16 protein-coding genes and 1 pseudogene are annotated in these 23,707 nt (G+C 39.0%); 6 read left to right on the top strand and 11 right to left on the bottom strand.

Annotated elements, in window-relative coordinates; all coding sequences use genetic code 11:
* Positions 1-45: 45 nt before the first annotated feature.
* Positions 46-657: a GIN domain-containing protein gene (locus AC1DND_RS09290; RefSeq protein WP_477581027.1), complete on the bottom strand. Its 612-nt coding sequence runs from the start codon at positions 655-657 to the stop codon at positions 46-48.
* A gap of 372 nt (positions 658-1,029) precedes the next feature.
* Between AC1DND_RS09290 and AC1DND_RS09285 the strand changes: the two genes are divergently transcribed.
* Genes AC1DND_RS09285 through AC1DND_RS09275 form a run of 3 tightly spaced genes read left to right on the top strand, consistent with a single transcriptional unit; the run spans position 1,030 to position 3,900 of the window.
* Entirely contained in the window at positions 1,030-1,887 is an 858-nt protein-coding gene (locus tag AC1DND_RS09285) for a COG1470 family protein (RefSeq protein WP_477581026.1), read from the top strand.
* 26 nt (positions 1,888-1,913) lie between these two features.
* Entirely contained in the window at positions 1,914-2,927 is a 1,014-nt protein-coding gene (locus AC1DND_RS09280; RefSeq protein WP_477581024.1) for an ABC transporter ATP-binding protein, read from the top strand.
* Positions 2,872-3,900, top strand: a complete 1,029-nt coding sequence (locus AC1DND_RS09275; RefSeq protein ID WP_477581022.1) for an ABC transporter permease — start codon at positions 2,872-2,874, stop codon at positions 3,898-3,900. Before AC1DND_RS09280 ends, AC1DND_RS09275 begins: the two co-directional genes overlap by 56 nt.
* Positions 3,901-4,221: 321 nt before the next feature.
* Here the strand turns inward: AC1DND_RS09275 and AC1DND_RS09270 are convergent, their stop codons facing one another.
* Positions 4,222-4,833 (bottom strand): GIN domain-containing protein, encoded by a 612-nt coding sequence (locus AC1DND_RS09270; RefSeq protein WP_477581020.1) that lies wholly within the window; start codon positions 4,831-4,833, stop codon positions 4,222-4,224.
* Between the two features lie 334 nt (positions 4,834-5,167).
* On the opposite strand from AC1DND_RS09270, the gene AC1DND_RS09265 reads away from it, so the two are divergent.
* Positions 5,168-5,419 (top strand): hypothetical protein, encoded by a 252-nt coding sequence (locus AC1DND_RS09265; RefSeq protein WP_477581018.1) that lies wholly within the window; start codon positions 5,168-5,170, stop codon positions 5,417-5,419.
* 1 nt (position 5,420) lies between these two features.
* Entirely contained in the window at positions 5,421-6,782 is a 1,362-nt protein-coding gene (locus tag AC1DND_RS09260) for a sulfatase family protein (RefSeq protein WP_477581016.1), read from the top strand.
* Positions 6,783-6,883: 101 nt separating this feature from the next.
* On the opposite strand, the gene metG is transcribed toward AC1DND_RS09260, so the two are convergent.
* The gene (gene metG / locus AC1DND_RS09255) at positions 6,884-8,992 is read right to left on the bottom strand and encodes a methionine--tRNA ligase (protein WP_477581014.1); all 2,109 of its coding nucleotides are present in this window, start codon (positions 8,990-8,992) and stop codon (positions 6,884-6,886) included.
* 40 nt (positions 8,993-9,032) lie between these two features.
* On the opposite strand from metG, the gene AC1DND_RS09250 reads away from it, so the two are divergent.
* Complete coding sequence (locus tag AC1DND_RS09250; protein WP_477581029.1) at positions 9,033-9,911, top strand: S66 peptidase family protein; 879 nt, start codon at positions 9,033-9,035, stop codon at positions 9,909-9,911.
* 88 nt (positions 9,912-9,999) lie between these two features.
* Here AC1DND_RS09250 and AC1DND_RS09245 read toward each other — a convergent pair whose 3' ends face one another.
* The 8 genes and pseudogenes from AC1DND_RS09245 to AC1DND_RS09210 all read right to left on the bottom strand — a co-directional run.
* Complete coding sequence (locus AC1DND_RS09245; protein WP_477581012.1) at positions 10,000-11,481, bottom strand: RagB/SusD family nutrient uptake outer membrane protein; 1,482 nt, start codon at positions 11,479-11,481, stop codon at positions 10,000-10,002.
* Positions 11,482-11,492: 11 nt separating this feature from the next.
* On the bottom strand, positions 11,493-14,498 hold the full coding sequence (locus AC1DND_RS09240) for a SusC/RagA family TonB-linked outer membrane protein (protein ID WP_477581011.1): 3,006 nt from the start codon (positions 14,496-14,498) through the stop codon (positions 11,493-11,495).
* Between the two features lie 550 nt (positions 14,499-15,048).
* Positions 15,049-16,074, bottom strand: coding sequence for a RagB/SusD family nutrient uptake outer membrane protein (locus tag AC1DND_RS09235; RefSeq protein WP_477581010.1), 1,026 nt, complete (start codon positions 16,072-16,074; stop codon positions 15,049-15,051).
* A 9-nt stretch (positions 16,075-16,083) separates the two neighbouring features.
* On the bottom strand, positions 16,084-19,086 hold the full coding sequence (locus AC1DND_RS09230; protein WP_477581008.1) for a SusC/RagA family TonB-linked outer membrane protein: 3,003 nt from the start codon (positions 19,084-19,086) through the stop codon (positions 16,084-16,086).
* A 353-nt stretch (positions 19,087-19,439) separates the two neighbouring features.
* Positions 19,440-20,132: a hypothetical protein gene (locus AC1DND_RS09225; RefSeq protein WP_477581006.1), complete on the bottom strand. Its 693-nt coding sequence runs from the start codon at positions 20,130-20,132 to the stop codon at positions 19,440-19,442.
* 103 nt (positions 20,133-20,235) lie between these two features.
* Positions 20,236-21,168: a DUF1735 domain-containing protein gene (locus AC1DND_RS09220; RefSeq protein WP_477581004.1), complete on the bottom strand. Its 933-nt coding sequence runs from the start codon at positions 21,166-21,168 to the stop codon at positions 20,236-20,238.
* Between the two features lie 13 nt (positions 21,169-21,181).
* Complete coding sequence (locus tag AC1DND_RS09215) at positions 21,182-22,771, bottom strand: SusD/RagB family nutrient-binding outer membrane lipoprotein (RefSeq protein WP_477581002.1); 1,590 nt, start codon at positions 22,769-22,771, stop codon at positions 21,182-21,184.
* An 11-nt stretch (positions 22,772-22,782) separates the two neighbouring features.
* Positions 22,783-23,707: pseudogene (locus AC1DND_RS09210) on the bottom strand (SusC/RagA family TonB-linked outer membrane protein); the annotation flags it as partial.

Below are 23,707 nucleotides of genomic sequence, written 5' to 3'. Positions count from 1 at the left end.
AAAAGCCGCCCAATGGGCAGCTTCAATTCATCTGATTGATATTTTTTATTTCGCTAAATTCATTGCATTTTGTTCCGCTTCCATCATCGCTTGAGAAGCATAGGATGCAGATTTAAGACTGGCAAAGTCAGTTAATTTTACATTTTTCATGTTGCTCGCAACCATTGTACTTTCACCGGCAGTACCATTTAATTTTAATACCGCATCATCTTTAACAATAGTATATAAACTGCCTGCTGTCGTTTTAATTTTTGCTGTAGCGCTCTGGTTCAGAAATAACTGAAGGTATTTTGTATCAAAATTATTGCTGGTAACCACAACCGATTGTCCGTAAGCTTCAATTCTTTCTAAATCTTTTACGGTAATGTTTAACGTTACCTGACTGGTTTCCATTGAATTGATAAACAAGGTTTTCCCATCAGTTGATACCGAGGTTTTTGAAGCATCGTAATTGCCCGCACCTTCTACATTTTGTTTATCACCTTGTGTTAAGATAAGCTTCACGTTACCACTTACCCAGATTCTGCTGAATTTTGATAATGAAGAAGTTTTGGTTTCTGCTTTAACTGGCTCAGCGGCAAAAGTTGCCATGGCTGATGAAGTAAATACTACTGCTGTTAATGCTGCTGCGAATATTGTTTTTGCTAAAGTTTTCATATCTTTTATATTTTAGGTTTTTGCTATTGTTTTGTTATTAAGACGCAGCTGCCCATCAAACGTTTCAGGCAAAAACCCGGTATTATACCAGCGTTGGTAACCGCTAGACCAACGCCTGTAATTCCTAGACAAACGCTTATTGATCATCAACGGTTTGATGCAATAGTTTTCGGTGAAACAGTATAAACTTAAAGCGCAGCTTTTGTAATCGGTGTAATGTCGAAAAGCACCAGCCTGCCATAAGCCGCCAATTGTTAAAAAATGTTAAAGGAATTTGAAAATATTATTTTGTTGTTTTTTTTTGAATCTCCATCAGATAAACAAACAGGAAAGCATTTTTTAGAGCAATTATTTATTTTTTGATTTTAGATCATGTTATCAGCATTACTATTTAACCGTTTTCGCTTATCAGGAAGATTTGCGCTTTTTTTCACCATCTTTTTTGCGCCATCAGTGGCCACTATTGCCCAACCCTTAAACCAAGCCAAGGCTGGCCCATCGGCTTTTACGGCAAAGCTGATTAATATCGAGGCGGCCACGAATGAGGTTTTCAGGTACAGCACTACCCTGTATAACGGGACCAAAAAGCAGGCCATTTACGAGCTGAAGGCAGCGTTGCCAGCGGGCTGGGTGGTGAGTTACAAAGTAGAGGGCAGCCAGGTTACTTCGCTTAATATGGATGCAGGCAAAAGCCAGGAAATTGCAGTGGAGATTAATGCCAGTGCAAATGCATCACCTAAAAAATACAGTATCCCCCTTAAAGCCGTTTCGGCCGATGATACCCTTCTACTTAACCTCGAAGCAGTAGTAAAAGGCTCGTATGGCGTAACCATGAGTACACCAAGCGGAAGGCTTAGTGAAGAGGTGAGTTCGGGCGGGCATAAAGACATACAACTGGAGGTTAAAAACACCGGAACACTGGCCCTGAACGATCTGGAGCTGAGCAGTCAGCTGCCAAGCGGCTGGGAAGTGCGTTTTGAGCCAGCCAAGATCAGTAAACTTGAGGCAGGAAAAAGCGTAGCCGTTACCGCTTTTTTAAAAGTTCCTGATAAAACAATAGCCGGAGATTATGCCGCAACCTTTAGCCTTTCGGGTGCCAACGCGAACACACAGCTGGCGTTCCGCATGTTTGTTAAAACTTCATTGCTTTCTGGCTGGATCGGTATCCTGGTGATTGTGCTCGCCATTGGCAGTGTATACTACCTCATACGCAAGTACGGCAGAAGATAATCCATTCTTTAACAGCACGAAATAAGATGGAACCTATTATACAGCTCAGGAACCTAAGCAAACGCTATGGGGCCTTTAAGGCGGTTGACGAACTGAACCTGGAAGTATACCGCGGTGAGATTTTTGGATTGCTCGGCCCAAACGGTGCGGGCAAAACCACCTCCATATTGATGATGCTCGGGCTAACCGAGCCCCATAGCGGTACTGCCCGTGTTTGTGGATATGATGCCACCAAAAACCCCATTGCAGTAAAGCAAAAGGTGGGCTATATGCCAGATAGCGTGGGCTTTTATAACCACATGACGGCGCTCGAAAATTTAATTTATTTGGGGAGGCTGAACAACCTGGACGAAAGCACATTAAAAGACCGGGCCGAAGAAGTACTTAATATAGTGGGGCTTGCCTGCAGCATGGATAAAAAAGCCGGCATTTTTTCGCGGGGCATGAAACAGCGGCTGGGTTTGGCTGATGTATTGATCAAAGACCCCGAGGTAATTATACTCGACGAGCCAACACTCGGCATAGACCCTGCAGGGGTAAAGGAATTTCTAACCTTGATTAAAACCCTGAGCCAGCAGCAGGGCTTAACCGTTTTGCTCTCTTCGCACCACCTGCACCATGTACAACAGGTATGCGATCGTGTAGGCATATTTGTTGGTGGGAAACTGTTGGCCCAGGGCGATATTGCCTCGCTTTCCGCTAACCTTTTCGGCAAAGAAGGAGCCGTTACCACAATTAAAACAGCAGATTTAATTGAGCAGCCCTGGCCATTGGAGGCAGAGATGAGGCAATGGGGAGCGCTTACAGAGATCGCCATTTCTGGCGATACGCTGGAGTTTACCACCCAGCATGATATTACCCCGCGCATTGTTCGCCATTTAGTGGAAAAGGGTTACAACATTTTACAGGTAAGCCGTAAGGCGTATGGCCTGGATGAGATCTATCAGAAATATTTTGAAAGTAGTTTTAATGAAAATCTAAATCATGGAAAATCAAACGGTATCTTTAAGCGCGCTTTCTTCGGGCAGCACAAAAGATAAAAAATATACAGCCTCGCCTCAGCCAAACAGGGCCTTTGGCGTAACCATCCGAAAAGAGATTGCCGATCACATCAGGAGCTGGCGCTTTTTGGTGTTGGTTGCTTTGGTGCTGTTAACCTTTGTGGCTTCTTTATATGTTTCGGTAAGCAATATCAGAACAGCCTTTACCAATACAAACGATCCCGACCATGCTTTTATGTACCTAAAGCTGCTTACATCAACAGATAACGCTATGCCACCTTTCCATGTGCTGCTCAGTTTTCTTGCACCGCTGCTTGGCATTAGCATGGGTTTTGATGCCATTAACTCGGAGCAGAACAACGGAACTTTAACCCGGCTTTTGGCACAGCCGATTTACAGGGATAACCTGCTGCTGGCTAAATTTAGCAGTGCAATACTGATAGTAGGCATGCTTTTTCTTTCGCTCACCTTACTTATGATTGGTGGGGGGCTGGTGTTAACAGGCGTTAGGTTAGAAGCCCAGGAACTGATCAGAATAATGGGTTTTGTTTTTGTAACGCTTCTTTACGTTGCATTCTATTTAAGTTTATCGATCCTGCTTTCTATTGTTTTTCGGCAACCGGCAACTGCTGCGCTGAGCGCTTTGGGGCTGTGGCTGTTTTTTACCGTTTTTTATCCGATTATCGTTAACCTGATTATAAGGGCCTTTTTACCCGACCCTGCCTACCTTACGCAGGCACAGGTAATGGGTTACAATGAATTTATCTTAGATATCATGCGGATTGCACCTAACCAGCTTTATACCGATGCGGCCACTACACTATTGATGCCATCGATACGGAGCCTCGGCCCGATGAGTATGGAGCAAATGGCAGGGGCCATTCCCAGTCCGCTGCCGGTAAAAGAGAGCCTGATGATTGTATGGCCCCAGTTAAGCGGGATGATTGCCGCCAGTACAGGTTGTTTTGCCATTGCTTATTACCTTTTTATGCGTAGGGAAATTAGAAGTTAAAGCGGATAGCTGTTCTTTGCATACTCCCGTTATCCGGTTTTTATTTTGCTAATTTGGAAAAAGAATACCCTGATACATGGAAATTTTTAAATTATTATACCTGTAGGGCAATAATTTATCCCAATACACGTATTATATACTGAGAGCGTTAATTTAGATTAAAACGGGGACCGTCTATTAGATGGTTCCCGTTTTTCTTTTAAAGATCAAAGTTGAAGGGCAAGACAGAACAGGAATTATTATTGCCCAAAATCACTTTCGCTAAATAAATAAAAAAGCCACCCAAATGGGCGGCTCTGATCTATCTTAAAAACAGATTTTCTATTTTGCTAAAACCATTGCGTTTTGTTCAGCTTCCATCATCGCTTCAGAAGCATATGATGCTGATTTAAGACTGGCAAAGTCAGCTAATTTTACATTTTTCATGTTGCTGGCAATCATTGTACTTTGATCAGCGGTACCATTTAATTTTAATACCGCATCGTCCTTAACGATTGTATATAAACTGCCTGCTGTAGTTTTGATCTTCGCTGTAGCACTTTGACCCAAAAATAACTGAAGGTACTTTACATCAAAATTATTGCTGGTTAGCACAACCGATTGACCATAAGCTTCAATTCTTTCTAAATCTTTTACGGTAATATTCAGCGTTACCTGACTTGTTTCCAATGAATTGATAAATAAGGTTTGTCCATCAGTTGATACTGAGGTTTTTGCAGCGTCGTAGTTGCCGGCACCTTCTACATTTTGCTTTTCACCTTGTGTTAAGATGATCTTCACGTTCCCGCTTACCCAGATCCTGCTGAATTTTGATAATGAAGAAGTTTTTGTTTCTGCTTTAACTGGCTCAGCGGCAAAAGTTGCCATTGCTGATGAAGTAAATACTACTGCTGTTAATGCTGCTGCGAATAATGTTTTTGCCAAGGTTTTCATATCTTTTATATTTTAAGTTTTTGCTATTGTTTGTTATTAAGACGCAGCCATACATCAAACGTTGCAGGCGAAAACCCTGTATTATACCAGCGTTGGTAATCACTAGACCAACGCCTGTAATTTCTAGACGAAAGTTGCAGATGCTCTAGCCAGATTTACGTAAATCTAGATACTCTGCTTGCCACAGAGATTATGTTTATGGCGAACATACCACCAGAGGAATTATTCGCGGTAGTGATGCCTACGCCATGAGATCGGTTAGAAGTGCCCATTTTTTTTATATCGAAAACCTAAATTACGATGGGTTTTCAAGAACACAGTAACCAAGGGAGCATTGTTTAAAACTTGGAGGGAGAAAAATTCAACTCGGGCAAATGCATATCAAAAGAGGCCAAAAGAAGAATTGTATGATGTGATCAAAAATCCATTTAATCTCCAAAACCTGATTGCAGATCCTAAGTTTAAAAAAGTAAAAAGCGAACTTTCATCTAAACTGGCTACTTTTATGAAACAACAAAACGATAAAGGCCTGGCCACGGAGCTGGATGCCCTAAGCCGTCAGCCGAAACATCAACCAAAAGATTAATATGAAATATTTAAAGTTATTATTTGCCTTTTTCCTGCTTGCATTTAGCTATTCGGCTTTCTCTCAAAACAACAAGCCAAACATCATTATTATTCTTGTTGATGATATGGGTTTTAGCGATGTAAGCACCTTCGGCGGAAATTTTGTGCCTACACCCAACATAGATCGTTTGGCGAAAAATGGGTTAATGCTTAACCAATATTATAGTGGCGCACCAATCTGTTCGCCATCAAGAACTAGCTTGCTCACGGGTATGTACCCCGGAAGGTGGAATTTTAGTACTTATCTGGATAATAAAAAGCACAATAAAAATGCACAACAAGCAGATTACTTAAATCCCCAAGCGCCATCTATCGCCCGAATTTTCCAATCTGCCGGATATGCAACTGGTCATTTTGGTAAGTGGCACATGGGCGGAGGAAGAGATGTGAAGGATGCACCGGTTTTTGAGAAATATGGTTACGATGCCCACGCCAGTACTTACGAAAGTCCTCAGCCAGACCCACTGCTTACTGCTACAAATTGGATCTGGTCGGATAAAGACAGCATAAAACGCTGGGACAGAACCAAATATTTTGTTGATAAAACACTCGAGTTTTTTAAAGAAAATAAAAATAAACCACGTTTTGTAAATCTTTGGCCAGATGATGTACATACGCCATGGGTACCCAATGTTGGAAATGAATATATTGGTAAGTTTCCTTTGGGACAAGAATCTGAGCAGGCCTTTAAACTAGTGCTGAAGGAACTTGACCAGCAAGTAGGAAGATTAATGGATGGTTTGAAAACAATGGGTGAAGACAAAAATACCATCATTATCTTCACCAGTGACAATGGGCCTTTACCGAGTTTTAAAGGGAGCCGGACTGGTGGTTTAAGAGGCACTAAACTTTCTTTATACGAGGGTGGCACCAGAATGCCATTTTTAATTAGTTGGCCAGGGCATATTCCCCAGGGAAAAATAGATGCGGGCTCGGAAGTAAATGCGATAGATTTATTGCCATCATTAGCCGGCATGGCGGGAGTAAAGTTACCTGCAGATTATCAGGGAGATGGGTTAGACCGGAGTAAGGTTTTCGCCGGAAAATCATCACTGAGGAAAAAAAACATGTTTTGGGAGTATGGCAGAAATGATATTGCCTTTAAATATCCTGCCAAACCCAATAGAAGTCCAAACCTGGCGGTGCGCACTGGAGAATGGAAATTGCTTATGAACAGTGATGGCTCTGATGTGCAGCTTTATAACATTGTGAAAGATAAAAATGAAACTACCGAGCTAAGCGCCAAACAGGTTAAAATAACCACTCAATTAAAAACCGAACTGCTTGCCTGGTGGGAATCTCTGCCTAAACTCAAAAATTAATTACAACAGCCGCCCTTTAGGATTATTGTGTAGAGATAGCATAAAAAAAAGCCATTTGAATTAATCAAACGGCTTTATATTTTAATTACAGCAGGCAAACACTATCTAATTACACTACCCTCTGAGAACTTTTCTACAGGTGCCACAAAAGTGAGTTTGCCATCGGCATTTTCAGCCATCAGGATCATTCCCTGTGATAAAATCCCTTTGATTTCGCGTGGAGCAAGGTTTACGATCATACTTACCTGTTTACCAACAATATCTTCAGGTTTATAATATTCGGCTATGCCCGAAACCACTGTTCTTTCGTCGATACCGGTATTTACCGTTAATTTTAAAAGTTTTTTTGTTTTCTCTACTTTTTCGGCAGCAACAATGGTGGCTACACGGATATCCATTGCCGAGAAATCATCAAACTGGATATTCTCTTTTGCCGGAACAGCAACTACATTACTGGCTGCATTACTGGCCTTGCTTTGGTTTAACTTCTCAACCTGGAAGTCGATCTCTGCATCTTCAATTTTATCAAACAAGAGCACAGCTTCGCCAATTTCGTGGCCACGTTTTAACAGGCTCACCGTACCTGAATCATCCCAATCATGACCGCCGTTTTGAAGCATCTTCATTAACTTTTCTGCTGTAAATGGCAAGAAAGGTTCAATCAGGATCTGAATATTGGCGGCGATTTGAAGTGCAATATTCAATATCGTTCTTACACGGTCTTCATCCGTTTTAATGAGTTTCCACGGCTCGGTTTCGGCCAGGTATTTATTTCCCAAACGGGCAACATTCATTACTTCTGATAAGGCCTCTCTAAAGCGATAATTTTCGATAGACGCAGAGATTTTAGCAGGATACCCAGCCAGTTCATCAATAACAGCCTGATCTACATCCGTAATTTCCATGCAGGTTGGTACCGAACCGCCAAAGTATTTATGTGTAAGTACCACAACCCTGTTCACGAAGTTACCGAGTATGGCCACCAATTCATTATTGTTTCTCGCCTGAAAATCTTTCCAGGTAAAATCGTTATCCTTGGTCTCGGGAGCGGTTGCGGTTAATACATAACGCAATACATCTTGTTTACCTTCAAATTCTCTTAAATATTCGTTCAGCCAAACTGCCCAGTTCTTAGAAGTCGATATTTTTTGTCCTTCTAAGTTTAAAAATTCGTTTGCCGGCACATTATCAGCCAGGGTATATTCGCCATGTGCCATTAACATTGCAGGGAAAATAATGCAGTGGAAAACGATGTTATCTTTACCGATAAAGTGAACCAGTTTGGTTTCGTCACTTTTCCAGTATTCTTCCCAACCACATTTATCGTTTTCGTAACTGCTGATGTAATATTCTTCGGCTTTAGGGTTCCAAACATCGAGCTTGGCATAGTTACAAAGCTCTTTGGTTGCAGAAATATATCCAATAGGAGCATCGAACCAAACATAAAGCACTTTACCTTCGGCATCGCGAAGCGGAACGCGAACACCCCAATCTAAATCTCTGGTCATGGCCCTAGGCTGTAAACCTGCATTTAACCAGCTTTGGCATTGGCCATACACATTTGGGCGCCATTCTTTATGGCTTTCGATATAAGTGCGTAAACGGTCTTCGTATTTATCTAGCGGCAGAAACCAGTTTTTAGTTTCCTTTAAAATTGGCTTATCGCCAGATAGGGTCGATTTTGGATTGATTAAATCGGTCGCATTAAGCGTAGAGCCACAGTTTTCGCACTGATCGCCGTAAGCATTTTCATTCCCGCATTTTGGGCAGGTACCGGTAATGTAACGATCGGCTAAAAATTGTTTTGCAGTGGCATCGTAATATTGCTCGGTAACCTCTTCGGTAAAAACACCTTTATCGTAAAGCGTTTCGAAGAAATCGGCAGCGGTTTGGTGATGGGTAAGCGATGAGGTACGGTGATAGATATCGAAAGATACGCCGAATTCTTTAAAAGAATCGCCAATAATCTTGTGGTACTTATCTACCACTTCCTGAGGCGTAATACCTTCTCTTTTGGCTTTTAAAGTAATGGGCACACCATTTTCGTCAGATCCACAGATGAACTTTACATCACGTTTATTCGACCTTAAATAACGGGCATAAATATCTGCAGGGATGTAAACACCAGCCAGGTGCCCAATATGAACTGGTCCATTGGTATATGGAAGCGCTGCAGTTACGGTATATCTTTTAATTTTACTATTATCCAAAACAATTTTTATTAATTTGGCAAAGATAAGTGTTTTGAAGATGATTAAGCAGCCCCCGTATTTAAAAAAAGGAGATAAGATTGCCCTCGTATGTCCGGCAAAGAAATTACCCAAACCTATAGACCATGCCATAGCGCGATTAGAAAGCTGGGGTTTAGAGGTTATTGTGGGCGAAAGTGTATACGCCAGTCATCACCAGTTTGCAGGAACTGATGCGTTAAGAACCAAAGATATTCAGCGTTTTTTAGACGATCCATCTATAAAAGCGATTATTTCGGGCCGTGGCGGTTATGGTACTATCAGGATTATTGATGACCTTGACTTTACAGAATTTAACAAGAACCCTAAATGGGTTGTAGGTTTCAGCGATATTACCGTACTATTGTCGCATTTGATTGCGCAATGTAATACCCAGTGCATGCACGCGCAAATGCCCTATACTTTTGACGAATCTACCACAGAAGCTTTAATTTCTTTACAGCAGGCTTTATTTGGCGAGAAACAGACCTATTCTTACCAAAGTGCCTTTGAAAATCGGGCAGGAGAGGCAACCGGGGTTTTGATTGGAGGCAATTTAACTTTGCTTACCATATTACAGGGCTCGGTTTCGGAAATGGATTTTACAGATAAAATTCTCTTTTTGGAAGATGTTGGCGAACAAGAATACGCTATAGACCGAATGTTGCGGATGCTGAAAAGGGCGGGTAAGCTAAAAGTCTTAAAGGGTTTGATTATTGGTGCCTTTAATGAGATTGAAGAAGAAAAGATTTCTTTCGGGCAAACGGCTGATGAGGTAATTTGGGATATTGTTAAGGACTATGATTTTCCAGTCTGCTTTAATTTTCCAACTGGACATATCGATAATAACCTCAGTATGGTTTTAGGTGCTGAGGTAAACTTAAAAGTAGAAACAAGGTAAGTATAGTGTGGATAAGAAATAGTTACTATATAAACAAGAAAGCCTGGCGAAGAATTTCTTCGCCAGGCTTTCTTGTTAAAGAACAAATCTAATTCTGAACAATCAATTTATTGTTTTGAACCTCATTAGCCGATATTGGCCAAATATAGCCTGCAGTATTAAATGGAATTGCAGGAGCAGTACCTTGAGATCCACTTTTCGCCACGAAGCCAGCACCCAACCTCATTACATCTGGAGATCTAAAACCTTCCCCAAGCAATTCGATTCTTCTTTCGGTTAGGATAGTGTTTTTCAAATTAGCAGGTAATAAATCGGTTGCTGGAAATACATACCCTGGATTGGATCTTTGTCTAACTGCAGTTAATAGTGCAATAGACCTTACAGGATCAGTTACCACAGTAGCTTCTGCTAAGTTTAATAAAACCTCAGCATATCTGATTACAGGAATATAATCGGTATACGGAGACGGTCTCTTAAATTTAGTTAAATAGGTATTTGCTCCAGAAACTGTAGTCAAGCTTTTTCTTGCATCGGTAGAAGCGGCAGCGAAAACAGGATTGGCCAAAATACCTGTAGGATTTAAGAAATATTCTTCATTACCGCCCGCTTGGTTTGGTGAAACATTGTAATAATAAGCCAATTGATTCTGTGTCCCCGGCGCATCTAAATCAGCCATAGGAAAAGACAATGCTGCTTCAGTAGCTGTAGCGTTACCTGTATAAGCACCACCAAATACAGTAGCAATATTAGCTTCTAACTGTAAGGGTGTACCTGTTGTTGCTTTAAACGGTGCTGCTGCGCTAACAATTTTGTTGGCTTCGGTAACTACTGCAGGTAAATTCCCCATCGCCAGGTATACTCTGGTTTTAAAGGCAATAGCAGTATTTCTGGAAGCCCTTATGGATGTTGCCGTTGTTGGTAAAGTTAATGCCAAGTCTGGCTCTGCCTCATTTAAATCTTTTAAAATTTGCGTATACACCTCGGCAACAGTACTTCTCTTTAAGTCGTTACCAGTCAGATCCTTTTCACCTTTAAGTCTTAAGGGTACACCCAGACTGGCACCGTTATCCGTAATATAGGGTTTTGCATATAATTGTAATGCGCTATAATAACTTAAAGCCCTCAAAAACTTGGCTTCTGCAATATATTGTTTCGCTACTGCCGGGGCAAGTAAAGATGCATTGGCATTTACGCCTTCAATAACCAGATTAGCCCTGTTTATTGCAGCGTAAATTGCGCCCCATAAATTAACAACCTCATTGGTATTCGAAGTTAAATTGAACCTCCAAGTATCTAAACCTGTTACCCCGTTGGGTTTATTTACCACAAAGTCCTCGCCACGGATATCGTTATAGATTAAATACCTTCCACCATAAAACTGGCCACTTTTTACACCTGCATATATTCCATTCACCTGCGACAAAATCCTATCCGGATTGGCAAATGCATCTTCAATTGGTAAAGCTGTATCTGGAGCTGTGGTTAAGAAATCCTTTTTACATGATGACGCGAAGAGCAAGGGAGCAGCTATAAAAAGATATTTTATTTTATTATTCATTTTAATTTTCATGATCTCTAATTTTAAAATCCAACATTAATACCAAAAGTAAATGTTCTACCTGATGGCACAGAGTTTCTATCTACGCCTGGCGCCAGGTTACCACTATTTCCGGTTGTAGTAGAGTTACCATTTACAGAAACCTCTGGATCAGGCCCTGGATAATCTGATATTATCCAAAGGTTGCTAGATTGCGCATATACCCTAACGTTTGAAATGCCATATTTACTTAAAAGTGTTTTTGGAAGCGTATAACCCAAAGCTAGATTTCTAACTTTTAAGAAATTACCAGAGAAAACATTCTGTGATTGTGCAAAAGCAGATCCATTTGAAGTATTATCACCATAAACAACACGGGGTATATCTGTAATCTGACCTGGTGTAGTCCATCTGTTTAAAACACCTGCTTCATTGTTCCAAAAACGTTGATCACGAAGACCAGCCAGTGATCCGTAGTAAATTTTGTTACCACCCGAGAATGTTAACCCTAAACTTAAATCAAAAGCTTTGTAACGGAAATTATTGTCCAAACCACCGAACCATTTTGGTATTGATTGTCCAGTTATTGTGGCATCTAATGCGGCATCAATTGCTGGGGCATTTTGGCCTGCATTCGGGCCATCAAGATACTGGTAACGGGCTGCGGTAGCACGCCCAAAACTGAACCTTAATTTTTGTCCAAACCTATTAACGAAAATACGCTCACCGGTTGCAGGGTCAACACCCGCAGTTTCCACAGTATAGATCGAACCGATAGGATAACCAACCCTCGTAATATTTGCAGTTTCTAAAGAGGTAGCGCCAAATAAATCTGCATTATTATTACCCAAAGCAGTAACCTCGTTTTTCAATGTACTGAAAGTAAAACTGGTTGTCCAACCGAAATCATCACCATCAAAATTCCTTGAATTTAATGTAAATTCAAGCCCCTTGTTATACATTTTACCAACATTGGTTGTGATTGCATTTCCCGGAACACCCTTTGAAGGTGCTTGAGGTGCGTTCTGAACCAGGTTATCGATATCATTGTGGTAATAATCTACATCTAATGAGAAACGTCCACTTAAAAATTCTAAGTTAATTCCAATATCGGCCTTTTTACTAGTCTCCCACCGTAAGTCAGGATTACCTGCTTGTGAAAAAGACAGTGCTGGTGAAGAACCGTATAAGCCTGGATTATATAAGAACAAGGCTGGGTAATTACCAATGTTGATATTTCCAACCTCTCCATAACTTCCATGTAATTTGATCCGTGTTAAGACTTTACTGATACCGAGGTCCTTATAGAAATTTTCTTCTGAAATGGCATAACCTGCTGATGCGCCACCGAAATTACCATATTTATTCCCGGCTGATAATCCGGAGTAACCATCACGTCTGAAAGATCCGGTTAAATAATATTTCTTTTTATAATCGTAATTGATACTACCAAAATAAGAGCGGAAAGCATTATCTCCCTGCACTAATCCAGCAGGAGTAATGGCACCAAAGGCTCCCTGAAAGACTTCAATGAAAGGATCAATTACCCCTTGTCTGGTTGCACCATAACCAAGAGATTTGGTATACTGGTCTTCAGCGCCAATAAATGCACCCAAAGTATGATCACCAAATACACCGTTATAGCTTAAGGTGTTAGACCAGTTCCATCTGCTATTTTTAACAAAATTACTGGTAGCACCACCGCCATAAGAAAACCCATCGCCCTGTAAACGGTTAATGAATGAGTTGTTATCGATTTTAAGATTATCTAAACCATAAGTGGTTTTAAAAGTTAAGCCTTTTACGATCTGGATTGAAGCATAAGCATTTGCGATGATACGGTCGCTTTCTGATGTATTTTTATCTTCGTGTACCAACACAGCTGCATTCGGATAATTTGATGCAATGGTATTTGCGCCTAAACCGACAGAGCCTGCTGGCGCATTTACATTATAAGAGCCGTCTTCGTTATATGCCGCTACGTTTGGAGGCAATACAATGGCCAACCTACCCAAGCCAACTGTTGAGAAAGCCTGCCCAGGCAAAGAACCTGTATTGGGCGCACGATTTAAAGTATTACTGTATGAAAAGTTTGTCCCAATGGTTACGTTTTTAAATAATTTATGATCAATATTTACACGGCCATTTTTCCTTTCAAAAGAGTTTCCGATGATAAAACCTTCTTGATTACTATATCCTAATGATACATAATATGAAGTTTTTTCATTTGCCCCAGAAAAATTTAAAGCATGGTTTTGAGATGTGGCTGTTCTATAAGCGTAATCATACCAATTGGTTTCTACTTGTGAACCATCCGATTTTGTTTGTAGAAAGAATGCTGGAGCCTGGCCATTATTTGTTCTTGATTCATTTTTGATCAGAACATATTCGGCGGCATTTAATAATGGTGTTAGGTTTTGGGCTTTTGTAGTTCCTACCCAACCTTCATAATTAATTTTAGTTACCCCTTGTTTACCCTTTTTAGTAGTAATCACTACAACGCCGTTGGCTGCCCTAGAACCATAGATTGCAGATGAAGCCGCATCTTTTAAGATATCGATTGATTCGATATCAGCAGGGTTGATGTCTCCCAATGCATTACCTGCAGCACTGTTAGCCGATTGATCGCCCGTAAATACGGGAATACCATCAACAATAATTAATGGGTAAGAACTTAAAGAGATAGAGTTAAAACCACGCACCCTGAAAACAGGAGGGTTATTTAAAACGCCGTTTGGCTGAATGATGTTTACACCTGCTGCTTTACCTGCTAATGCTTGTTCAAAACTCTGAACAGGTAAGTTTTTAAGCTTTTCTCCACTTACACTCGCTATTGACCCGGTAACATCTCTTTTTGATTGTGTGGTATAACCTGTTACTACGACATCAGATAATGTTTTAGAATCGCTTTTTAACTGTAGGTTAACCACATTACTACCGCCAATAGCTTTTGTTTGGCTTAAGAAACCAATATAAGAGAATTCTAGTGCGGTTACTCTGCCATTAACTCTAAGTGAATACCTGCCATCTGCACCAGTTGTGGTATGCAAATTTTACAATTTTATATTTGCATTATTCACTCAAAAATCAATATACCCTTAAAAAACAGATTAACTTCATTTAGTCAGTTAACCTTTTTTTGTAAAAAAATTAAAGAAATAATATTTGTTAATTGAATGATAAAATGTGCTATCGTAATTTACAACTGTTGTGGTTCTGTCAGTTGAAACTTCATTTTAACACATAAATCAGAAAAGGGTGATGAATCATCCCACATGACAGGGATTTTTGCTGCAATTCGATCGTAATTTATTGCAAAATTTGCAATAAACGGAAACACGAATGAATTCCGTAGAAGTTTTTTCATAAAAAATTTTAGTTTAGTTAATAATATTACCCAATATAAGACTTAAAACATTTCAATCAAAAACTTATACCCACAAAAAAAACTAAAGTCTATTAAAAAAACCAACAAAACATAGAAAAACAATATTAATTCCCCATGCAACACTCAACAAACCCCTTTATGAAAGATTACTTGACGTTCGATCAAAAAAAAGATACATCAGCTTAACTACTGCTTTGTCTCTTCCTGTTTAGTTAATTTAACTCACCCGAAAACAATCGCTTAGAAGAAATTACGGGTAGGCATGAAACCAAAAAGGCCCGGCTGTACCAACCTGGGTTTGCAGCCGGTGCAACAATTTGCGTCATTGAAGCCGCTTTTCTTTGATCACCTGGCTCATAAGCTGCAACTAAACTTGCATCAACTGGTAACTCTGCACGTCCTCCACCTGGCATAGATGGATGTTGTAGAAAGTACGACAAAGAATTTGATCCTTCTGTTTGCGTAAAAACAACTTTAAAGATATGCTCTGATGAATTATAAGGAGGAGCAAATATTGAATTATAATCAGCAGCTAATGCATACTTAGGACTTACGATCAGCTCATCTGCAAATTTCTTTGCATTAACATAATCTTTCTTAATGAGGTAAACTCTTGCCAGTAATCCTTTTGCAGCATCAGCAGAGGCATATTTACTATCTGTACTCACACCACCAGCATCAACACTTGCTTTTAAATCACTTAAAATCTGCGCATATACCTCATCAACAGATTTACGCGGAACTTTTACTACATCTCTATTGAAAACAACCGGTACGCCACCAAATAGGGTAACCAACTTATAGTAAGCATAAGCCCTTAAAAAATAAGCCTGAGTTAAAAGGCTCTTTTTAGTCGCATCAGGAACCGTAGTGGAGTTATTTAAAACCTCTAAAAGATCGTTTGCTCTTTGGATAACTACGTATGGGGCATTGAAATAACGTTGTGTTAAAACATTATTAGCTAAGATAGCATTATTATCAATCTCCCCATTCTGAAAGAAAGTAGCACGATAAGCAAGGTTATCGGCAGACAGATCTTCTACCGCATAACTTAGGTAAAAGTAACTTGTATTACCTTCTTGAAGGCCGTCATAAACGCCAGCTAACAATTTCTGAACATCAGCCGGGCCAACCGTTTCTGGCGACAATGAAGTTTTAGGATCGATATCCAATTGTTTTTCRCATGAAGACATTAAACCAATAATGGCTACAGCTATTAAAAATATTTTATTTTTCATTTTTGAGAATTATAAGCCAACATTAATACCGAACATAACTGTTTTAAACTGAGGGATAGCACCTTGATCAACCCCTGTATTAGCAATGGTAAAATCAGATGAAACCTCAGGATCAAATCCTTTATATTTAGTAAAGGTTAGTAAGTTTTGTCCAGAAACATAAACTCTTGCACTAGATAATTTTATCTTATTTAGGAAACTACTAGGCAAAGAATATCCTAATGTGATATTTTTCAATCGAATGTAACTTGCATCTTCTAAATACCTAGACGAACGCTGAGTATTATAAGTACCTCTTGCGCCACCAACAGCTCTTGGATATTCCGCCTCTGTGTTAGTTGGTGTCCATCTGCCGTCGAATACCTCTTGAGCTACATTTGTAGCAACTGCAGTAGCTGTTGCAGCTGCACCTAAACTTCCATTACCGCCTGTACCCTCTGCAGCTAGATTATACAGGTAGTTACCATATGAATACTGAAACATGATACCCAAATCGATTCCTTTGTATGATACAGTATTGTTTAAACCGCCATAAAATTTAGGAAGCGGACTTGCTAAAAACTGCCTGTCATCACCAGTAATAAATCCATCTTTATTAAGATCTTCATACATCATATCACCAGTTGCAGGATTAACCCCCAAAGCTTTGATTACGAAAAACGAACCTAATGGTTGGCCCACCATAGTACGCGTAACAAAGGATCCATCTACCGGTTGATTATTATATAATTCAGTTACCTTATTGTTATAGGTAGAGATATTAAATGAGGTACTCCACTTCACTTCCCCAACCAGGTTTTCACTATTGATATTGAAATCCCATCCTTTTCCAACCATCGAACCAATATTCTCTAAGATAGTCGGGAATCCAGTTGTAGATGGAATTGGCCTGTTCTGTAAAAGATCTTTTGTTTTTTTATGATAATAATCTGCACTAAGTGTTAATCTATTTTTAAATAAAGCCAAATCTAAACCTAAATCGAATTGTCTGGTCGATTCCCATTTAAGATCAGGACTCCCCAATGCATTTAAAGCAAAACCAGGCTGATCATCATAGTTAAATCCTGTTCCGAACAATTTTCTACTTGTAAAGTTTCCGATACCTTCCTGATTACCCGTTAAACCGTAGCTTGATCTTATTTTTAAATTAGAAATTGCAGTGATATCCTTCATGAAAGATTCTTCACTAACCACCCATCCACCAGAAACTGAAGGGAAATAGCCAATTCTTCCCTTAGTAGGGAATTTAGTCGAGCCATCTCTTCTGATCGATCCACCTAACAAGTATTTATTCTCCCACGCTAAATTTACACGACCTAAATAAGATTCTAATCTATAGTTGGTAAAAGAAGAAGTTCCACCTGTAATTTTCGCAGCAGAGGTTAAATAAGGTGTTTCGTTAGAAGGGAAATTCTGTCCATCTACGCGGTTGTTATCCCTGTTATTCCATTGAAATTCGTAAACTAAAGTTCCATCAACCGTTAATTTATTATCAATGAATTTTTTCAGGTAAGATAATGTTTGCGTAGTTAAATAATTTTGAGTTTGAACATATCCACTACTTGCGGCACCAATTGTTCCGTTACCAGCTAAAGAAGTAGAAGGATCAAAAGTTCTTTGATCTAGGTAAGTATAGTCAATACCAACTGAAGATTTAAACTTTAATTCTGGTAAGATTTTAACCTCAGCATATGTAGAGTTAAAAATATTACTCAATCCAACATAATTCTTAGATTCGAACATGTGTACAGGATTATTAAAATCATTACTTGCAAAGGTACCGTTTGCATTATAAACAGGTTGATCTGGGCGCGCAATTAAGGCTCTAGGGAAAGGAGAGAAGATACTATTATCAACAGGGGTTTCGGCACGATCAGATTTTGAAATGGCGATATTACTTCCGATTTTGATGAAATCGTTCACCTGGTGATCAACACTCAAGCGAATAGCATATCTTTTGAATGATCCGTTCAATAATTTAGAGTCCTGATTAAAATAATTTAATGACGTGTAAAATTGTGTTTTTGCATTACCACCCGAAGCCACCGAAAACTGCACATTCTGCACCAATGATTTATCTCGTTGAATTGCATCTAACCAGTTCACATCTGCTTCTGGATTATTTATTTGGGCTTGAGTAAACTTAGCAGGTAAATTTGAATTAACTAAAGCTTCATTATACATTTGACGATAAGAAGATGCACCTAAAAAATCCTTAGTCCCGGCAAAGGACTGGTAACCGTTATAGGCATTTAAATTGATGATCGATTTACCACTTGCTGATCCTTTTTTAGTTGTAATTAAAACAACGCCATTTGATCCCCTTGAACCATATATTGCTGCTGCCGATGCATCTTTTAATACTTCGATAGAGGCAATATCTTCGCTATTTAAATTGGCCAGCGGAGAAATGCCTGAACCAGCAGAGATAGGGGTTGTTCCACTATTTGAAGGCAGAATTACCCCATCTATTACATAAAGCGGATCATTACCCGCTAAAATAGAAGACCTACCACGAATATTTACTTGGATTGGGGAACCTGGACGACCTCCTCCCGAAGTTACCTGAACTCCAGCTAAACGACCTTGTAATGCCTGGGCAACACTAGGAACAGGTTGATTTTTAATGGCATCTCCGGATATTCTTGCAATGGAGTTGGTTATTGTTTTTGTACTTTGAGTACCATAACCTACAACAACAACCTCTTGTAGTGCTTTGGTATCATTTGCTAAGGCAACATTAATTACATTAGCGGAACCGATTAATTTGGTTACAGAAATAAAGCCAACAAAATTGAATTCTAATTCTTTTGAACCGTCAGCTTTAAGGGAATACTTTCCATTAGAATCTGTAACAGTACCCATCTGAGTGCCTTTTACTTTTACACTTACTCCAGGGATCGGCAAATTGTCCTCTGTAGAAGTAACTGTACCTGTTATTGTTCTATCTTGAGCCACTGCAGCAATTGCAATAAACATCAATAGAAACAAACTTTGTAGAAGTTTTTTCATGAAATTTAAGTTAGTAAATGATTAGTTTTAATTTAAAAAGCGCTAAGATAGCGCTGGATTGGAGAACTTTAACTAAAACCATAGTATATGACTTCTTAATGACATGATGCAACTTCGGAAAGTATGTCTCTTTAAAACTACTTATTAAGTTTAATTCTGCAATTAGCTATTCGCATATAAAATATTTTACAATTTCATAAAAACAAAATCTTTTAAATCAGAGCTAACAAACCCAAATTGATCGTGTAATTTTTCTAATAAAAGTCCACAAAAAAGTAATAGGAGTGATCTCATCCATCACTCCTATTACTTTTTTAATTATATTTAGAAAATTAGTCTTACTTATTAAAGCATTAATATACCCAAATAAATCTCTGTTTTATGCCCGGCTTTTGTGCAAAATCTATCCTTGCTTTTACAGAAAATACTGATGCGTAGCTCGTTCCTTTATAACTTGAAGGAATCCAATCAATATCGAATGCTTTCTCAGCAATAATTAAACGTTTGGTTACCGGAATCCCATCTGCCACGTAATGGGCCTCATAAGTAGCTTTTCCATTTTTATCGATATTGGTAATTAAATCTGCATCAAGCGTACCATCTGCATTTTTATTATCCTTTAAAATAACTCTTTTTAATTCGGTCCCCAGTAGAGAAATATATTGGTCGATTGAGGCAATTGGAACTGGAATGCTTGCCTTTTCTTTAATCACCGGATCTGTTGTACTCACTTCAACTTTTATGCGATTAATACTTACCGTATCTAAATATATAAGTTTTTTAAGATCATAATTATACCGTAAGAATACTTTACCATCATTGTTAAAAGCATACCAATTACCCGTTCTTGAATTATCCTTATAAATACCCCTTAAAAAAACTTTATCCTCATCTTTTACGATGGAATAAACTCCATCAAGCTTCTTTGAGTCATTCATCGCGTATACAACTTTAGTTTGATCTGATAACGATGACGTTTTTTGTTCTTGGGCTTGACATAATTGTAATGTTACAAAAACGGCAAGAGTTGATAAATAAATTTTCATTTTAGAGCTGATTAGTTAAGTGTTTTAAATATACAAATTAATTAACAAAAAAAATGTCCTTTGAACTCATTCAAAGGACATTAAAACTAATTAATCTGAGTGTTTATCTAGCAGATTTATACTTTACAATTAGTGTATAAGTTCTTTTTGTTGCAGTTTGATTCCAATCGAAGTTAAGCGTAAATGTTTTAGTTGCCGGATCGTACTTGTTTATAGAACCAGGTATGTTAGCCAACGTAGCGTTTCCTAGTGCTTTCATGGTTACCAAATTAGTAGCAGGGTCAATTGTTGCCTGTAGGTTGTCGATACCACCAACACCAGAGGCATTACCAGCCCATTTTAAGTTCCCTATTTGCACCGTATTAGCGCCAACTGTAGTAAATGTTACATCTGCATTCGCTGCTGTACTACCATTTAAACCATCGTTAACTGTTGGTGTAGTTGGATTGCTATAACGTTGCACAAAACTACCAGCTTGCATGGCATAAACACCATCCCAAATATTCTTTGCACTAACATTCAATAAAATAGTACCAAAATTTCCGCTGATAATTCCCGAAGAGGCAGAGGTAATCGTTAATGGCAATACCTCAGAAACTGCGAAGTTAAAAGTTGAAGGTTTTAATAAAACATTGAATGTTGCCTTATTAGTACCGGCTTTAATTACAACCTCGGTTGCAGAAAGTGTATAACTCACTGGCTGAAGTAATTCGTAATGATTACCTGTTGCCGTGTTATATTCAGTAATTTTTGAGGTAGCACCTACAGCTATTTTAACAGTTATATCTTGAGGAGCTGTTGCTTCGGGCCCAGAATAACTTACTGTAATCGGCAAACTTGGCAATGATGTCGATTCGTAAGAAAACGAATACAATGGTGATGGTGTCCCGTTTGTTACAATCTGTGCCGGATTAGCAAATTCAATTACGTTATGTCCTTTAGCAGGATCTAAGACCAAAGAGTCATCTTTTAAGCAAGAAGTAAGCGACGTTACCGCAAGAAAAAGGGCTAATGATTTATAAATATATTTTTTCATGATTTCTATAATATTAATTTAAATCCCAGAATATTCTTGATCCAAATAAAGTAACTCCGCCAGGAACATTAGCTGGATTTAAGTTATATTCTTGTTGTGGGTACAAAATTCTTCCCAATAACTTATCAGATCTTGTTGAAGTTGATTGTTTAGAGGCAAAAGTTAGGCGGCCATCAGCAGAACCCTCCACAATTTTAGGATATCCTGTTCTTTTAAATTCATTGAACGCTTCATCACAATGAATTACATTCATTGCAATGTATTTCTGGGTTATAATTGCTTCAATTTGAGCTGGTAAAGTTCCAGTAACAGGGTAATTTACTAAAGGGTTAGTAGGGTTTTCTGTAGTCTGGTAAGCAGCTGATTCCGAGACATAATCCCATCCAGCAATTGCAGCACCTGTTTGATCTGAATAAATGTATTTGAATGATGCCTTAATACCTTCGTCGAATGCTGTTTTCGCACTCCCGGTTAAATATCCTCTGGCAAATGCTTCTGCCTGAAGAAAGCGGCTTTCTGCGGCAAGCATTAGTGGCTGTCCTTGAGACGGACCTTTAGCAACCCCGATATAAGGCGTGTTTGCATCAGTTCCGGTAAACCAAGATGTTGATCCTGATGGCGGTACAATAGTAGAGCCTACGTTTTCTTCACCTAGCCTGTTTGTTGCCGTGCCTGGGAATCCTCTATACATAGCATAACCTCTACCTTGATCTGAAATTTTAGTGCCATTATAGAAAGTAAATATCCATTGAGTCGGAATAGCCTGACTTTGTGATCTAGCGTTGTCACTTCCAAAGGCCAACGAATTATACAATGGATTTTGTCTGTTTGCTTCTTTAACATATCCTGGGTTTACAAGTGCATCGGTTGCTAAGAAACCAACAGTTGTGTTCAATGCAGCGAATTCAGTTGTTGCATAAGAAGCTTGAGCAGGAACACCCGCCATTTTTATTAGCAAACGCAATTTAATTGTATTCGCAAACCTTTTCCAAAGGTTCATATCACCTTTAAATAGCGGGTCTGTACTTGCAACAACGGCATTGGCAACGTTTCCAGCCTGGCCATCGTTTATTAACTTAATACCAATTGTTAATTGAGAAACCAAATCCTTGTAGATATCCTCAGCTTTATCATATTTTGGAGTAAGAATGGCACTTCCCTTTAATGCTTCTGAATAGGGAACATCATTGTACTGATCAACCAATTTAGAGAACATGAAAGCTTTCATTATTCTAGCAATAGCTGTAGAATATGCTAATGACGGTGTTGTAGCTGTATTATCAATTACGTATTGATAATCAGTTCCGTTGTCATAAACAGATGTAAACAGATTGGTAAAATTACTTGCTGTATATGCATAGGTTACGCCTGCGCCATAACCTCCGACGCCGTAAATATTAGCCGCAAATCCTCCTGGAAAATAGTAGGCACTATTGTAGGCCTGAGAGATAGATGCTGAACCCACAATTGCTTGTGGTAATACCAACGCAGGCGTCGAGCTAGTGGAGCTATTTGTGTTGGTGTTTATATCCAGATACTTTTTGCAGGAAGAAAAGCCCAATGCTAAAGCAACTATGAATAAACCGTTATATATCTTTTTCATATGTATATGTATTAAAAAGTTAATGATAATGTAGCTCCATAAAAACGAGCTGGTGGCGTTTGACCAAGAGAGGTGATACCAATACCATTGTTATCAGAACCAGCAGCACTGTATTCAGGGTCTGTATAGATATTTGTTTTTGGTGTCCATATAAATAAGTTTCTACCTTGAACACTTACACGGGCTGCTTTAACATATTTCAAATTGCCTAAAACCGACTTAGGAATATCATAAGATAATGATAATTCTCTTAACTTCCAGAAAGCAGCTGAATAAGTATAATTTGTTGCAACACCTGTATTAGTTGGTCCGTTCGTCCAAAAATCGACACCACCTGTTCTGGTCGTAATATTGGTATTCTCTACATACGTATTCGTAGCAGGGTCTAAGTAAGAAGAGTTTGGAATCACAAAACGCTCACGGTTAAAATAGGTTGTTCTGATACCTGCTCCGGAAAAATCAAAACTTCCAGAGTTTTGCGCCATTACGAAACCGCCACGGTACTCAAATAATCCAGCTAAGCGGAATCCTTTGAAAGAAACTGCGGCATCAAGTCCTAAACGGTGTTTAGGTTCAGTGTTTCCTAAAACAGTTGTACCAGTAGTAACGCTCGGAAAACCTGTAATTTTATCAACAATAATTCTTCCCTGAGGATCTCTGTTGTAATCAGTTCCTTTTAATACAGGGAATGCTTCACCTTCAACAGCCCAAACACCTAGTGTAGTTGTTCCCGATAAACCTAACTGAGGAAGGCCGTTGCTAATTGAGACCACTTTGTTATCGTTATATGTATAGTTAGCACCCACAGTAACTTCTAATCCGTTACTTGTATTTCTGTAAGGAACCAAGCGAAGGTTTGTTTCAATACCTTTGTTACTTACTTCACCAGTATTGGTTAAGAAAGATGAAAAACCTGTTGAGTTAGCTACGTTAACG

The organism is Pedobacter sp. 01N416, from assembly GCF_056399685.1.
Note: the sequence above shows the minus strand (reverse complement) of the source record. Positions and strands in the feature narration are given on the sequence as shown.